Raw genomic sequence first — 14900 nt, 5'->3', positions numbered from 1 at the left:
GTAGTGGTGCCGGGATGAAAAGGCACTTCGCAATTTTTGATTTTCCCGCTACAATTCGGTCCCCTTTGCCCAGGTGGCGGAATTGGTAGACGCACTATCTTGAGGGGGTAGCGCCGCGAGGCGTGCGGGTTCGAGTCCCGCCCTGGGCACCAAATCATATTCCGGAAACGCCAGGCCGACCGGCCAGGCTCAGAAGCTTTTCGATGGCGGCGGACTGTCTTTGCTTGTCACGCCAGCCGGATAACGCCATCCGGGCGTTTCTTCCCCAGAGCCGCCGCCAGAAGGCTCAGCCCCGCTTCGGGTCCTGACCGTAGTTGTTGCTGCCCTTCTGGCCGTCTTGCACCAGAAAAAAGAGGTTCACGATAGGCAGAAGCAGCCACCAGCCGCTGCGCCCCGTATCGTGCAGCCGCCGCACGCCTACTGCGATACTGGGAAGAAAAAGGGCGAAGTTGAGAAGCGTGCCCGGCGCGTCGCCCAGAGCCAGCAGCTCTTCGATGAACACGACGACGAACGTGAAGATGCCCACGAACAACGCGAAGAACCAATACTCTTTGCGTCGCGCGCGACCGCCGAACACCGCGTATTTCTTGAGAGCCGCGAGAAACCAGCCATAGCCGCCCTTCTCGAATGATACGTCCTTGACGACCTGCGTCGATAACTGCGGCGCGCCGCAATTGGGACAGCTCGGCGCGGTCTGGTGAAGCTGCTTCCCGCAGCCAACGCAACTCATCATACTCATCTCACTTCTCCCTCGAATTGGCGTCTCCGCCTGTTCTTTGAATTGGTTTGCCCGCGAGCGACACGCTTTGATCATCGTCCGCCGCGGATAAAACGCAACTGCCTGCCTAGTTGCGGAAGGGCTTGTAGAACCGATGCCTCGCCTGCTGCAACATCTCGGCATCGCCTGCGCTGTCGCCGTATGCATAGACTTCGAAATCTTCGAGCGGCTTGCCGAGTAACGCTTCGACGCGATTCACCTTCTCGACCGCGCGGCAATTCAGGCCTTTCATGCGCCCGGTCGCCCGCGCGCCGTCGCATTCGATTTGCGTGCAGAGCAGATCATCGAAACCGAGCCCCTCTGCGATGTGCTCCAGATAAAGATCGAGCGATGCGCTGACCATGATGAGCCGATGCCCGCGCTCCCGATGCCAGCGAATTCGCTCCAGCGCGCCCGGCCGATACCACTTCGTTACTTCGATTGCATGGTCGCGTCCGGCCGATTCGAGGCGCGCCCGATCGGCTCCGGTGAAAAGACGGGCGAGCAGGCGCTCCTTGAACCAGTCTCTCGTCGACAGTCCCGAGCAGACCTGAAGCGCCTGCACGGCGAGCGAAGCGAACGCGAGGTTCACGCGGCGCTTCCCGAACGCCTTGAACAGGTATGGCGCGAACGTGTCCCGGGTGGTGATGGTGCCGTCGAAGTCGAACAGCGCGAGGGTCTGCATCGTCATCAGGCTTCGACCATCTGAACGACGGCAAGCCGGCCGCCATCGCCTCGAGCAAGAAGGATCTGCTGGCCATCCTTGATCTCGAGCTTTGCGCCGATCGGGACATCGGCTTCGGCACTCACGTCTCGAAGACCGGGCAGCCGTTCGTTAACGAGCCACCACTTGTCCCGATGGAACACGAAGTAACCCACGCGCGGCTTCTGATCGTCGCTCAAGCGTTCGTTCGGCACGATGAGACTGTTAGCGTGCCAGAGGAACAGCGATTGGTTGGTCCAGACCATCAGACGATGATTGTCCGGACGATAATTGCCTTCCTTTCGCGACGAGTACAGGTTCAGAATCGGCAGCTTGCCCTTGAAAGGCGTGTTGCAGAAGGGGCATTTCGGCTTCGTCGAATTGTCGAAGACGTACCACTTCTGTTCGCAAGCGGCGTTCTGACATGGCTGAATCAGATCGACGGTCTTGACCAGTGCGCCTTCCCAGTCGCCCGCGGATGGACGCTTCGACGGATCGTGGAGGCCATCCACGAAGGCGGCCTTGAAGCAATTCGCGAGATAAGGTCCGGTGATCGTGTAGGGAAGCTTCTCGGTATCGGCCCAGGGCAACTCGGTGGGCCTCACGTTCTTCACCCGAATGCGGTTGCTCGCATCGGTCGGATGTTCCACGAACAACGCGCGTTCGCCCATTGTGAGCGACTCGTCGCGCTGTTCATCCTGCATGTCATGCACTTTGCCGCCACGTAGCGGATGACGGTATAGCAGGTACATATAGATCAATACGGCGAGCGCGTGCTGGTCCGTCTCGCGTCGTGGCAGGCTGCGTTTCGGATCGTCTTTCGCGAGGTGCGTGGTCTTGACGACTTCAGGCGCGATGAAGTCCGGCGTGCCTACGACGTCGGGTGGATATTTTCCGGGCACGACGAGACCATCGACGTCGATCACGCATGCACTGCCTCGCGTGGGATTGACGAGGACGTTCTTATAAGAAAGGTCGGAATGTGCAAGGCCCGCCATGTGAAGCCGACGTATCGCCCGCGCCATCAGCACACACATTTTGAGGTGTGTCAGCCAGTCACCGAGTTCCCGTGGATCGACAAAGCGGTTCCTCAGATTCGCCGCCGCAAACCACTTCCCTTCCTTTTCCTTGCCCTTTATGGCAAGCGTGTCGTCGTTCTTTGAACCGTGTTCGAAGTAAAACTCCTTGTCATAGGCTGGAACAACTATGCCCAGTCTTCCGTCGTATTCCAGCACTGACGTCGGCCAGCAGAGCAGGTTCTTCCAGTACTCGCCGCCGACATTGTTGACGATGCCTTCACGATACTTGCTGGCAATCATCTGCAGACGGTCCTTCGCCTGCGCGTCCTGCTTTCCGCGATAAAAAGCGACTACGTACGACTTATCCGGCGAAAAGTAGACGTCCTTGATAGCGCCCGAGCCGATGATCTTGTCGACGAACTCCACGTCCTTTCCGTCAAGCGTCTTGCATTTGACGACCTTGCTCATTCCCATCCCCACAATGTTTTCTCAGCGCGCCGGCCGCCGCGGCGCGGCATCCAAGGCGATACGGGCACCCTCGCGCGTTTCACCACAGCATGGCGATCGTTCGATCGTCGTGATGTCCCTGTTTGAAGAAGTGCAGCCATTCGGCCAGCGCCCTGGACGGATCTTCCTCGCTCAGCAGAGGCGAGAGTTCGCTCCATAGCGCGTTCCATTTCGAAGGATCGGCAAGTCCGTTGTCGGTTTCGAAGTACGGGTCCGACACACCATCCGTCAACAAGATGACCGACGATATGTTCTGGTGACGTCCGATGCTCACCCGCTTGGCGAATCCATCCGCCAGCGTCGCGCGTTCGAGGAAGCGCGTCTGCCCGGCGAATTCACCGCCATCCGGCGTCCCCATCGGCTTGACGGTACCCGGCGGCGGCGCGTAAGTGACGATGGCGCCATCGCCTATCCAGAAGGTGGCCAGGAACGTGTTGTCGCCGTCGCGCCTGATAGCTGCCGCGAGGAGCGTGGTCGCGAAACTCCGGACCGGCGCGCCGCGCGCGTCCGCTTCGTTCTCGATAGCCTCCACCGCCCGCAACGCCATGCGATGGAAGCTGTAGTGGAACTCTTCGCCGATCGTGTCGGCGTTGGCAGGGTCAGCGTCCCAGCCGTCGACGAGCGTACCGACCTTCGTACCGAACTCGCCATCGAGGCCGTCGGCCAGAAAGCGGCCAGCGGTTTCAACGGCAATGCGCGATCCTTCGCGCGAAAACTCGGCGCTGCCTGCGCCGTCAGCGACAATGAGCACGGCCCAGCCGTTGTCCTGCGTCGTCGCGACGTAGAAATCGTCGTCGCGGAAGGTGCCGCCGTGTTCGTGCGAGCGGCCTCGCCGGCTCGCCGCGGCTATATGGAAGGAACCCGCGCGGATCAGTTGATGATCCAGATGCTTTTTCCGATACGGCAGCGAGCTATCCGGCTCCGTCACTTTCCACAGCGAGCGTGGATCGGGATTCGACGTCAGCCGGCATTCCCCGGACCGTACGTCGGGGAATCCCGGGAAACGCCATTGCAAGTTCAGCACGTACTCGCCGGACAGCGTGGGTACGCCACTGGCCATCTGCGTCGCCGGGTCGAAGCTGAGCCCGAAGTTCTCGGGTAACCTGAGATCGACAATTTCCAGCTCCCGTCCCCATGCGTCTCTGCCCTTGATGCACGCCGCGTACTCCGTGCCGACTTTGCAGTTGGGCAAGAAGAAGGTTGGCTGCGAGGCGGAAGTGGGTGTGGATGCAGCACGATAGATCGGCAGTACCGGCGCGTTCGTCGCGAAGGACGCATCGCTGGCCGCGCTGTCGTCCGCGCGAGCGACAAGCGATTCGACCGGACGCTGTTCGCCGAGCGGGGAAGCAGTCGTGACTTCGGCGGTCTGGTCGGTCTGTGTCTGTCTCTGCGGCAGTTCGGCAGGCATCGGCGACGACGGGCCGATCTGCACGAGGTCGTTCGAATCGAAGACAGGCGAAGCTGCCTCAGAAGCAGTGGATTGCGTCACTGCAAGACCCATGCGGAGTGCCACAGAAGATGCCGTCGTCGTCTGTTGCACTACGAGGCTCTGCCGCGGCCCGACCATGATGTTTTGCGGACGCGCAGTCACGGCATCGGGATAAGACCTCTTGATCAATTCACGCAGATCCCCGACGAACTTACGCAAGAGTTCGAACACGTCATCCGATCCGGCGAACCGCTCGAGCTCGCCGTCCTGAAGTCCAGTTAGCTGAAAGATCTGGTGCTTGCTGTCGCTGCTGAAAAGCCCCTCGACCAGACCTTGCAGAACGGGTCCATAGCTGGCTCTCAGTTCAGCCACGCTCAGCCCTGCTGTTTCTATGCTCATCTGCTCACCCCTGTCCACGCAACACATCGAAACCGCCATCGTCTTCAGACGACGCATACCCGAACACGACATTTTTCGCGCACCACGGACAGCGCGCCTCACCCGGCCCGCCGATGCACAGCAATTTGCTGCACGCGCATGCCGCGAAGGCCGTCGCATTGCCGCAATGCGGACAGCTCGGCGATCCGTACAGCATGGAAGTGTTGACTTTGGCTTCGGCGCCTTCCGTGCCGGACCACTGGAAGTAGTCCTCGCCGATCGGATAGCAGCCGCTCAGCCGATATCCCGACACGTCGAACGCAAAGTCACGCGTGTTCACGGCGCCCGATTCCCGGTCGTACTTGATCAGATACGGCGCTCGACTCTTCTGGCAACGCCCGACCAGCGTCACGCACGCATCGTCGGCGGCGGGCACGGCCTCTTTCACGATCTGCAGAATCTTTTCGTCCAGGATGGGCACGGCGTCGGACTGCACGCCATCGCCAGCACTCTTGCTGTGCGCCATCACCGACGACGAGACCCATTTCACGAACTTCGAGAAGGCTTCCACTTGCGCGTCATCGAATAGCAGCACGTGCTCGGTCAGTTCCCTGAGCACCGACAAGTCCGCGTTCGCGCCGATGCCCACCGCGATCAGCGTCGCGCGGTGCGCATAGTCGGCGTTCCAGCGCGAGATCGCGGCCCGGAACCGGTCGGTGGGACGGCCGTCGGTGAAGAGATAGACGATCGGTTTCCAATCGCCTTTCCTGTCGGCGGTCGTGCGCACCACCGAACGGTCCATCTCGTCCATGAGCGCCGTCAGGGCCGCGCCCAGCGCCGTGCCGCCGCCCAGCGGAAGCTTCGGCGGATAGAACGACACCACTTCGACGAGCGGCACGATGGTCTTCGCCACGCCGGCGAAGGCAAGCACCGAGACATACACGGTTTCAAGCGCGTGCGGATCGGTCCGCAGGTTCCGCACGATGGATTGCAGGCCGGACTCCATTTTTGCGATCTTGTCCCCCGCCATGGATTCCGAACAATCCAGAACGAAGAACACGGGCAATCGGCGCATCGAAGCTCTCCTGAATATAAGGGTGTTTTCAATGGCGAATCACGGACGGCCGACGCGCCACGACTCGCAGTCGCGAGCGGCATCGGACGATCCGTGGCTGCGATCAGAGAACGAGTTGAACTTCGGGCGGCGGCGGTGGAAGCGATACCTGACCGGACATTCCAGCGCTGCTCGAACCCGCCGAGACCGATGCCGACACCCACTGGAAGAAAGCGGAAAACGCGGACGCGTCCATCGTGTCGAGCAGGACGACGCGATCGGTCAGTTCTCGCAGCACGTCCTGTTTCGCCTTGGGCCCCGCCGCGCACGCGATGATCGAACCGAAGTTGCGCGACTTGATCACCGGAACGGCCTGACGGAACGCGTGGAGGTCCGACGGACTGCCATCGGTCATGACGAAGAGCAGCGGCCTCCAGTCACCCTTGCTCGCGGCGGTCGTCCTCTTCACATCGCGATCGACACGTTCGATCAGCAATTCGAGCGCTGCGCCCATGAACGTGGCACCAGCGTCGGGAGCCGTGATTTCGCCGAGGCTCACCTGATCCAGCGGCGTTAGCGGCAGATACTCGCGAGCCTCGATGTCGAAGGTGATGATGGAGACGTGAACGCTCTCCAGCGCGAAGGGATCTTGCCGAAGCGCGCCGATCATCGCCTGCATGCCAACATTCACCGAGAGAATGGGCTCGCCGCGCATGGAACCGGACGTGTCGAGAAGTATGTAGACAGGAAGCCGCCTGCTCATGATGTCGCTCGCCGGTTACGCTCAGAGATACTTCTTCAGCCAGGTCACGAACGTGTCGGACTGATCGGGGCTGCCGATCGCATCGAACTTCCAGCCGTTCGTCTCGCGTTTGAGTTCTGCGAACAGCATGGAGCGGCAGTCGCTGAAAGCCGCGCCGCCCGACAGGTCGAAGCGCACCATTTCCTTGCTCTTGCCGTCTTCCGCGCGGATATACGCGTTACGCACCTTGTCGAAGCTCTGCTCGCGCTTCGCGCCTTCATAGATCTGAACGACGAAGACGATCTTTTCGTACACGTCGGGCAGATCGTTCAGCTTGACGATGATCTGCTCGTCGTCGCCATTGCCCGAACCCGTGCGATTGTCGCCGGTCAGCCAGATGGTGCCCGTCCTGTGATGCAGGCTGTTGAAAAACACCACATCCCCGCCGACGAGTGTCGGGCGGCCTTCCTTCAGTTCGCCCAGATGATGGACCTTGCCGTCTTTCTGGCAAAGGAATGCGACGACATCGAGGTCGTATTCCTCCGCCTTCTTCCCGAACAGACTGGCGAGAATGCCGGTGTTGCTATCGTTGATATCCCAGCCGAGCCCGATGGTGACCATCGACAGATCGTATTCGTTCTTCTTCAGGCTGACGCCCTGGCCTTTCTTTAGAGTGACTGCCATTTGATGATCCCGTTACAGCACCACGTTGACTTCCGGCGGCGGCGGCGGGAGATCGCCGAGACCGCTGACTTCCTTCTGCTGGTCGACCTTCTGGCTTCCCGTCGACACCGACGCCGACACCCACTTGAAGAACGCCTTGATCGTGCTCGAATCCGCCGTGTCCAGTGCGACGACGACTTCGGTGATTTGCTTGAGGACAGCTGTGTCCGCGCCCTGACCCGCCGCGCACGCGACGATCGCGCCCGTGCGAACCTTGCGCAGCTTTTGCAGGCCGCGCGCCCAGTCATCGGTCGGGACGCCGTCGGTCATGATGAAGACGAGCGGCTTCCAGTCGCCCTTGATTTCGGCGGTGGTCTTGTTCACTTCCGCGTCGATACGGGCGGCCAGTAACGCGAGCGCGTCGCCCAGCGCGGTCGTGCCGCTTGCCGCGAGATTCGGCGTCTGGAAAGCGGACAACTCGGTCAGGGGTACGGCCTGGCGCGCCGAGCTATCGAACGTGATCACCGAAAGATGCGCCGTTTCGAGCGCGTACGGATCCTGGCGCAGCGTCGAGACCAGAATCTGCACGCCGTTCTTGAGGGCCTCGATGGGCTCGCCGCTCATGGAACCGGACGTGTCCAGCAGCAGATAGACAGGGAGTCTTCTCATATCTTCCTCGTATTCTTTGATTTTTCGCCGGCTATTGCGATTACGCGACCTGGACGCCGAACTGCCCGCACAGCGCTTCGAGACCGCCCGCGTAGCCTTGGCCGACGGCCTTGAATTTCCATTCGTCGTTGTGGCGATACACTTCGCCGAAGATCATCGCCGTTTCGGTGCTGTAGTCTTCCGACAGATCGAACCGGGCGATTTCGACGTCGTTATCGAGATTCACGATGCGCATGAATGCGCCCGACACCTGGCCGAAGTTCTGACGGCGCGCTTCGGCGTCGTCGATGGTCACGCACACGACGACGCGCTTCACGTGATTCGGGACGAGCGTGAGGTCGATCTGCAGCGCTTCGTCGTCGCCCGCGCCCGCGCCGGTGCGGTTGTCGCCGGTATGTTCCACGGACCCGCAACGCGAGCTCAGCTGGTTGTAGAAGATGAAGTCCTCATCGCCGCGCACTTTGCCGCTTTCGGCGACCATGAATGCGCTGGCGTCGAGATCGTAGTCATCGCCGTCCGTGACGCGGGCTTGCCAGCCAAGACCGACGAGAATGCGCGACAGCGAAGGCGCGGACTTCGACAACGAGATGTTGCCGCCTTTGGATAAAGAAACTGCCATGACTCTGCCTTGCGACAATAACGAGGAGGTTGAAGGATGAGCGCGTCAGTTCGCTTCGGCGTTCGGACGTGAATTGTTCTTACGGTGAATCAGCGACGACGTCATGGCCGCCGCGATGAACGCCACGCCAATGAAACCGGTCACCACTTCGCTGACGTGCCAGACGATGCTGCCGAGCATGATGAGAGCGAGCGCGCCGATCGCGTAGTGCGCGCCATGCTCGAGGAACACGTATTCATCGAGCGTGCCTTTCTCGACCAGATAGACGGTCAGCGAACGCACGAACATGGCGCCGACCGCGAGGCCGAGCATGATGATCACCACATCGCGGGTGATGGCGAATGCGCCGATCACACCGTCGAACGAGAACGATGCATCGAGCACTTCGAGGTAGAGGAAGCCCATGACGCCCGAACGCTTCGCGACGCGGCCTGCGGCGTCGGCCTGCTCGTCGTCTTCGAAGAAGACACCAAGGCTATCGACGAGCGCATACAGAAAGATGCCGCCGACGCCGCCGACCATGACGGAGATGCGCGACGGCGTGTCGAGGGGAAAGAGCGCCTGGATCAGCAGAAGGATAGCGAGCGCGCAGATGGTGCCCGTGGACCCGAGCTTGCCAAGACCAGCGAGCTTCGCTTCCATCGCGCCGAGCCAGTGAAGTTCTTTCTCGTCATCGAAAAGAAACGACGCGAAGACCAGGAACAGAAAGATGCCGCCGAACGCCGCGATGCCAGTGTGAGCGCCCGCGAGATAGGCGGAGTATTGGTCGGGCGCTTGCAGCGCCATTTGCGCGACGCTGAGCAAGCCCTGACCGGTTGCAACGGCGACGACGAGAATCGGGAACAACAGGCGCATGCCGAACACCGCAACGAGAATGCCGACGGTCAGAAAAAGCTGGCGCCACTTCGGGTCCATATCCTTCAGGATCGCTGCGTTGACCACTGCGTTGTCGAACGACAGGCTGATCTCCATCACGCCCAGCAACAACACCAGCGCGACGGCTGCAATACCATTGCCCGTCGATGACTCGCCCCATAGGAAGCCTGAGATCACGCAAACGAGAGTGAAGAGGATCGAGTAACGAAAGTAACGCATCGGGAGTACCTTGGATGTTTTTTTATGAGCCGACGAGTTGTCTCATTGGCTTCTTCTAACGCATGCGATTCTGTTCGCATAACTATGCATTATCTGCACGCGCACTCAAATTCCGCTCACGGCAGCAGACGAGACGGACATACTGAACATTTATACGCCTCAGGATTGTCGCCTCTCATCAGCAACCACCATCATTCTCATTTTCAGCGGATGGTTACATATAGAAAAGGGATTGTAAATTGCACTGCTGGGCGGGGACCTGAACGTTGGATCAACGCAACTAGCGACTATCTTTGACACTATTTAATTTCAGATAGTTTATAAGAAGTACTGAAAACATTAATATTCGCGTTATCTGGTTTGGATTTCAACCGTTTGCGCCAATAGCCGCGCCCGTTCTATCAGGTTTCGCTTCGATTAATGTGTCTTTGTGTGCAGGAGTGAAAGCTGGATCGATTAGCCATGCTATCAATACCCTCCCTCTTAAACAGAAAGAGAGGCAGAAGTTGATCCAAGAAATTCGGCTGGCGAACCGGTCACTGACACTGCGTAGGCGGCGCGACGTTCATTTCACCAGCGGGGCCGAGGAGCACCGCGCCGAAAAAAGCGGGCAAGCGTTTCTCGCTGGCTCGTTCGAATGGATGCGCGATAAGGCGTTCATGTCGAAGCTGAAAGAACTTCTGAACATTGACGAGGCCGACCCCTCAAAAGTGCGCCGGAAAGTGCAACGCGCCTTCGAACTAGGCGAAGTGGTGACGATTCCGGACCCGCCAAACAACGGACTGCGTGGCGGACGCGACGGCGATGCGCCCAAGCCGCGCGCAGCCACTTTCACCCCGTCGCAACTCTTCAAGAACGCACCGCGCATAGCACGCACAGGCTCATACTATGACCGCCCGCTTCAACCACGACTTTTCGCGGACGATTGCATGGCGGCTTGGCTCGCCAAGCCCGGCGACCTGCTACCCGATGTCGGTGGCGACTCGGACCAGGGCGGCTCATTGCTTGATGATGCGCAGACGTTCGACTATCAGCCCGATATACCGGATGGTGATTTAGAAGAACTGGCGGGGACAACGAATGAGCGATACGCGGCGAAAATGCTGGGCTATGACAGCTCTACGTTCCGCGAAATGATTCACAGATTCAAGAGAGTCAACGGCGTCGGGCCAAAGGATGACCTTGAATTCGAAAAGAACGGCGACGTGTCGCTCGATGGCGAACACATCGACAACTTGCACGACTACGGCAATTAACCGGGGGCGACAATGACTAGTCACGCACTTGCGTCTGCGAGTTTCACGATAACAGGCGATCGCGTCACGCCGGACTGGTGGACACAGTACTTCGGCGTACAGCCGGATGTGGCCGTAACGAAGGGGGAGCCGCTTAAGGACTGGACAGGACAAGGCCGCACCTTCGCACGGCGGACAGGGGTGTGGGGTATTGACAGCGAAAAGGCGGTTCGAAGCGATCAGTTGGCGCCTCATCTGCGTTATCTTGTGCGGGTGCTGGAACTGCCGCGATCGGACCTTAAAGCGCATATCGAAAGTGTCGGAGCAAAGATGCGCTTTTTTTGCTATTGGGTGAACGAGGCAGGGGACCGCGTGCCCGACGTGCCCGACGATATCCGCACCATAATGGAGTCGTTGGGCGGCACCATCGAGATTGACGAGTATCGGTAGGCGGATCCTCAATTTCAGCGGGCGCGCGTCGCGCAGGTCATCTGCGTGTCGAATAGAAGGCGCGCTTCGATCTTCGATGGCTCGCGCCACGTGCTGCCAATCAGACCTTCCGACGAACACCAGTCGCATCGCCGACTTCCATCTTCTTCCGTCCCGAACGCGCCTTATGCATCTCCGGCGGCGCCGTCAACCCCGCCACCGCCGCTCCCGACTGCATCAAAAATTCCCTGAACGCATTGGCGACCTGAGGCAGACGTCGCTCCGACATATGCACCACATGCCACGCGCGCTCGATCGGCGTCGATGGCACCGGAAGCGTCGCGAGCAAGCCCGCCTGCATCTCCAGCGCGCACGCGTGCAGCGAAAGAAACGCGACGCCCAGTCCCGCTTCGACGAGCTGCTTGATCGCCTCGTTGCTCGATAGCTCCGATGCGGCATGCAGCTTCAGTCCCGCCTCCTTGAAAAGCCCTTCGATCGCGACGCGCGTGCCCGAGCCGCGCTCCCTGACGAGCAGATTCGCCGATTCGAGATCGGGCAGGCTCAGGCGCTTCGCATGCATCAGCGGATGCGACGGCGCGGCGACGAACGCCATCGGATGCTTCGCGAATGCCGCGGCGTTCGTGCGCAATTCGCGCGGTTGCCGTCCCATGATCGCAAGATCGATTTCATTCGTCGCGAGCATGCGCACGATGTCATCGCGATTACCGATGCGGAACTGCAGCTTCACGCCGGGCCGTTCTTTCGTGAAGCGCACGAGCAAAGGCGGCACGAGATACTCCGCCGTCGTGATCGCGCCGATGCGCAACGTGCCGCCCAGCTCGCCGCGCAGCGCCGCCACTTCCTCGCCCGCCTCGTTCCACAGACTCAGAATCTCGTTCGCATAACGCGCCATCACCTCGCCCGCGGCAGTGAGTTGCACCTCGCGCCCCGCTCTGCGCAAAAGCGGCGTGCCCGCCGCCTCGCCCAGCAGCGAAATTTGCAGCGATACCGCGGGCTGCGTGAGATGCAGTTCGTCGGCGGCGCCCGAGATGCTGCCCACACGCGCAACGGTCTGCAGCGTGCGCAATTGCCGGAAGGTCGTCGTCTTTAACATTAGTAAAAACTTATGGGTCGGTGATAAATACTAAATAGCGCAAATGTTTCCGCGACCTTATATTTTTTCCAACGAGGTCGTCAAGCATCCAACAGCACTCCGGGAGATCCATGATGTTGAATCCTTATGCGCAACACCAGGTCGATTCGCCCCATCGCATCGTTATCGTGGGCGGCGGCGCCGCAGGGCTCGAGCTCGCGACGCGTCTCGGCAATGGCGTCGGCAAGCGTCGCCGCGCCGAAGTGATCCTCATCGACCGTTTCCCGACGCACTTCTGGAAACCGCTCCTGCACGAAGTCGCTTCCGGCCAGATCGACGCGTCGAGTCATCAGATCGATTACGCCGCGCACGCGAAGTGGAATCACTTCCGCTTCGAGCAGGGCGCGCTCGCGAGCATCGATCGTGGCCGCCGCGAAATCGTCATCGACGAGACGACCGATATCGACGGACGTCCGCTCCTGCCGAAAAGAACGCTCGCATTCGATTCGCTCGTGCTCGCGCTCGGCAGCGTGACCAACTTCTTCTCGATTCCCGGCGCCGAACAACACGCATTGACGCTAGAGACGGTGGAGCAGGCGGAAACGTTCAGGCGGCGTCTGTTGTCGAGCCTGCTGCGTTCGAGTCACGCACGGCAAGCGACGCCCGGCGCGGTCGCATCGCCCGTTTCCGTGACCGTGATCGGCGGTGGCGCGACCGGCGTCGAACTGGCCGCTGCGCTGCGCGGATCGGCGGAAATGCTCCGCGACTATCACCTCGCGTCGCTCGATCCGGCCAGCGATATCCGCATTCGTCTGCTGGAAGGCGCGCCGCGCGTGCTGCCCGCACTGCCCGAGCGCATCTCGACGCGCGCGCAGGACGTGCTCGCCGGACTCGGCGTCGAGGTTCGGCTCGGCTGCCGGGTGCGCGCGGTGGACGCGAATGCCGTATCCACCGTGGATGGCGAAACGCTCGCCAGCGACATCACGATCTGGGCCGCGGGCGTGGAAGGGCCGCCCGTGTTGCGCACGCTCGAAGGTTTGCCGCTGAACAGGCTCGGACAGGTCATCGTCGATGGAACGCTGCAGATCGAACCCGGTTCGGGCATCTATGCGATGGGCGACTGCGCCGCGTGCGCCGCATCGAAAGGAGACGCGCTCGTGCCGCCGCGCGCGCAGGCCGCCTGGCAGCAGGCCGTCTATCTCGCCGATGCGCTCGCGCGCCGCCTCGACGATCGCGCCGTGCCCCTTTTCTCATATCGCGATCAGGGCACGCTCATTTCGTTCGGACGCGCGGGGGCGGCGGGCGCGCTGATGAGCGAGTTGCTGCGGCAGCCGCTTTTCATCGACGGATGGTTCGCGGCCTCGTGCTACCGGCATCTGTATCGCCGGCACATCATGGGCCTCACGGGCGTCAAGCGAGCGGTGATGTACGCCGCGAGCCAATGGCTTCGCGAACGCGTGCGGCCGACGGTGAAGGTGAACTGAAGAAGTGGATCGGGCGCGGCGTCATATGGACCCAGCAGCACGCCGCCGTGCTGCGCCTGATCATAAAGCGCGGATCATTGAAGATCCCACCGCATAGACTCGTAAATACGCATGGCGAATCGATACTCCGATGAGTCGCGCGACTCGCACAGCAGCAGCGGCTCGATTGCGCTCACGTCGAGGGCGGGATCGCCTGCAAACAAGAGGCGTCGAATTGCACTCATCAGTGTGCCTCTGCGTTCACTCAAGTGCTGCGATTGATCGAGCTCGTCGTACGCGATCGTCGAGGCGCTCATGTGTCTCGGCGTGGCAAGAAACGGCACGGTAATGTTGGCTTTCAATGCGCCGGAAGCAATCCAGTCCCGATACAGAATGTCGATGGGATATCTGATGTCCGGTCCTGCTTCAAAGAGCTTGCGCAGCGTTTCCTTTCCCTTGGGAGTAACAACGTAAGCAGCAGAGCAAAAAGCATAGACCGCATGCGCATTCGGGAAAGCCACGCCTACCATCTCGTGGCGATCGGCGCGTTTCGAGTCTTCCTGTTTCCGACCGGGCATATTCGTCTCTGCCGCCCTCATGAGCTGTGGCACCGCATCCTGAAAAGGAGCGCAGTCCAAGAAAAACATGTCGATTCCCGGATGAGTCGCGATTATGTTTTCGATTACGCCCTCGTTAATGACATGCGGGAGATACCGACTGAGTTCCACGTCGTCTTCGAGAATAATCGTCGCAGCGTCTTGATCGGTTTCCAGGATAATCCGCTCATGCGAGCGACGGCATGCCCATACGCCATTTTGACCAACGGTGTCGAAGGGGCCATCGCACGCTCCGTCAACCGCGCGAAAGCGCTGAAAATATTGGGCCAAGCCGATTTCTTCGAGTTGCGATTGCATTGAAGCGAGTCGGTCTTCGCTTCGGTCCAGATTAATAAAATAACCGTCTAACTTAATCACAATTTACTGCCGCACGAGAAGAGATTTACGATAGCATCACCGAAACGCAGCTTATCCGTTCAAGCGGAGGC

15 protein-coding genes and 1 tRNA gene are annotated in these 14900 nt (G+C 60.4%); 4 read left to right on the top strand and 12 right to left on the bottom strand.

Going from position 1 to position 14900, the window contains the following annotated elements:
* The first annotated feature begins 67 nt into the window (after positions 1-67).
* Positions 68-152 (top strand) — tRNA-Leu (locus ACEN42_RS26480).
* 134 nt (positions 153-286) lie between these two features.
* Here ACEN42_RS26480 and ACEN42_RS26475 read toward each other — a convergent pair.
* The 10 genes from ACEN42_RS26475 to ACEN42_RS26430 all read right to left on the bottom strand — a co-directional run bounded on the left by ACEN42_RS26475 (position 287) and on the right by ACEN42_RS26430 (position 9635).
* The gene (locus ACEN42_RS26475; protein WP_374191209.1) at positions 287-739 is read right to left on the bottom strand and encodes a DUF805 domain-containing protein; all 453 of its coding nucleotides are present in this window, start codon (positions 737-739) and stop codon (positions 287-289) included.
* A 106-nt stretch (positions 740-845) separates the two neighbouring features.
* Entirely contained in the window at positions 846-1448 is a 603-nt protein-coding gene (locus tag ACEN42_RS26470) for an HAD family hydrolase (RefSeq protein ID WP_371884866.1), read from the bottom strand.
* Positions 1448-2947, bottom strand: a complete 1500-nt coding sequence (locus ACEN42_RS26465; protein ID WP_371884865.1) for a helix-hairpin-helix domain-containing protein — start codon at positions 2945-2947, stop codon at positions 1448-1450. Before ACEN42_RS26465 ends, ACEN42_RS26470 begins: the two co-directional genes overlap by 1 nt.
* 79 nt (positions 2948-3026) lie before the next feature.
* Positions 3027-4814, bottom strand: a complete 1788-nt coding sequence (locus ACEN42_RS26460; RefSeq protein WP_371884864.1) for a PP2C family serine/threonine-protein phosphatase — start codon at positions 4812-4814, stop codon at positions 3027-3029.
* Between the two features lie 4 nt (positions 4815-4818).
* Positions 4819-5868 (bottom strand): TerY-C metal binding domain-containing protein, encoded by a 1050-nt coding sequence (locus ACEN42_RS26455; RefSeq protein WP_371884863.1) that lies wholly within the window; start codon positions 5866-5868, stop codon positions 4819-4821.
* 103 nt (positions 5869-5971) lie between these two features.
* A complete protein-coding gene (locus ACEN42_RS26450) occupies positions 5972-6610 on the bottom strand; it encodes a VWA domain-containing protein (RefSeq protein ID WP_238212046.1) in 639 nt (212 codons plus the stop codon).
* A gap of 21 nt (positions 6611-6631) precedes the next feature.
* On the bottom strand, positions 6632-7273 hold the full coding sequence (locus tag ACEN42_RS26445) for a TerD family protein (protein WP_187607097.1): 642 nt from the start codon (positions 7271-7273) through the stop codon (positions 6632-6634).
* Positions 7274-7285: 12 nt separating this feature from the next.
* On the bottom strand, positions 7286-7921 hold the full coding sequence (locus ACEN42_RS26440; protein WP_371884862.1) for a VWA domain-containing protein: 636 nt from the start codon (positions 7919-7921) through the stop codon (positions 7286-7288).
* A 40-nt stretch (positions 7922-7961) separates the two neighbouring features.
* Entirely contained in the window at positions 7962-8540 is a 579-nt protein-coding gene (locus tag ACEN42_RS26435; protein WP_238212044.1) for a TerD family protein, read from the bottom strand.
* Positions 8541-8585: 45 nt separating this feature from the next.
* Positions 8586-9635 (bottom strand): DUF475 domain-containing protein, encoded by a 1050-nt coding sequence (locus ACEN42_RS26430; protein WP_371884861.1) that lies wholly within the window; start codon positions 9633-9635, stop codon positions 8586-8588.
* Between the two features lie 506 nt (positions 9636-10141).
* On the opposite strand from ACEN42_RS26430, the gene ACEN42_RS26425 reads away from it, so the two are divergent.
* On the top strand, positions 10142-10891 hold the full coding sequence (locus ACEN42_RS26425) for a hypothetical protein (RefSeq protein WP_250486311.1): 750 nt from the start codon (positions 10142-10144) through the stop codon (positions 10889-10891).
* A 12-nt stretch (positions 10892-10903) separates the two neighbouring features.
* Positions 10904-11320 carry a DUF4279 domain-containing protein gene (locus tag ACEN42_RS26420; protein ID WP_250486312.1) on the top strand — a complete coding sequence of 139 codons (417 nt, stop codon included), beginning with the start codon at positions 10904-10906 and terminating at the stop codon, positions 11318-11320.
* Positions 11321-11420: 100 nt separating this feature from the next.
* On the opposite strand, the gene ACEN42_RS26415 is transcribed toward ACEN42_RS26420, so the two are convergent.
* Entirely contained in the window at positions 11421-12413 is a 993-nt protein-coding gene (locus ACEN42_RS26415; protein WP_371884860.1) for a LysR family transcriptional regulator, read from the bottom strand.
* A gap of 110 nt (positions 12414-12523) precedes the next feature.
* Here ACEN42_RS26415 and ACEN42_RS26410 point away from each other — a divergent pair, with 110 nt between their 5' ends.
* Positions 12524-13876, top strand: coding sequence for an NAD(P)/FAD-dependent oxidoreductase (locus ACEN42_RS26410; protein WP_371884859.1), 1353 nt, complete (start codon positions 12524-12526; stop codon positions 13874-13876).
* 74 nt (positions 13877-13950) lie between these two features.
* Here the strand turns inward: ACEN42_RS26410 and ACEN42_RS26405 are convergent, their stop codons facing one another.
* Entirely contained in the window at positions 13951-14769 is an 819-nt protein-coding gene (locus tag ACEN42_RS26405) for a glycosyltransferase family 25 protein (protein WP_371884858.1), read from the bottom strand.
* Positions 14770-14900: the final 131 nt, after the last annotated feature.

Origin of the sequence: Caballeronia sp. S22, assembly GCF_964261745.1 — a bacterium.
Lineage (GTDB): Bacteria > Pseudomonadota > Gammaproteobacteria > Burkholderiales > Burkholderiaceae > Caballeronia > Caballeronia jiangsuensis.
The sequence above is the reverse complement of the archived record's forward strand: the minus strand, read 5'-3'. Positions and strand labels throughout refer to the sequence as shown.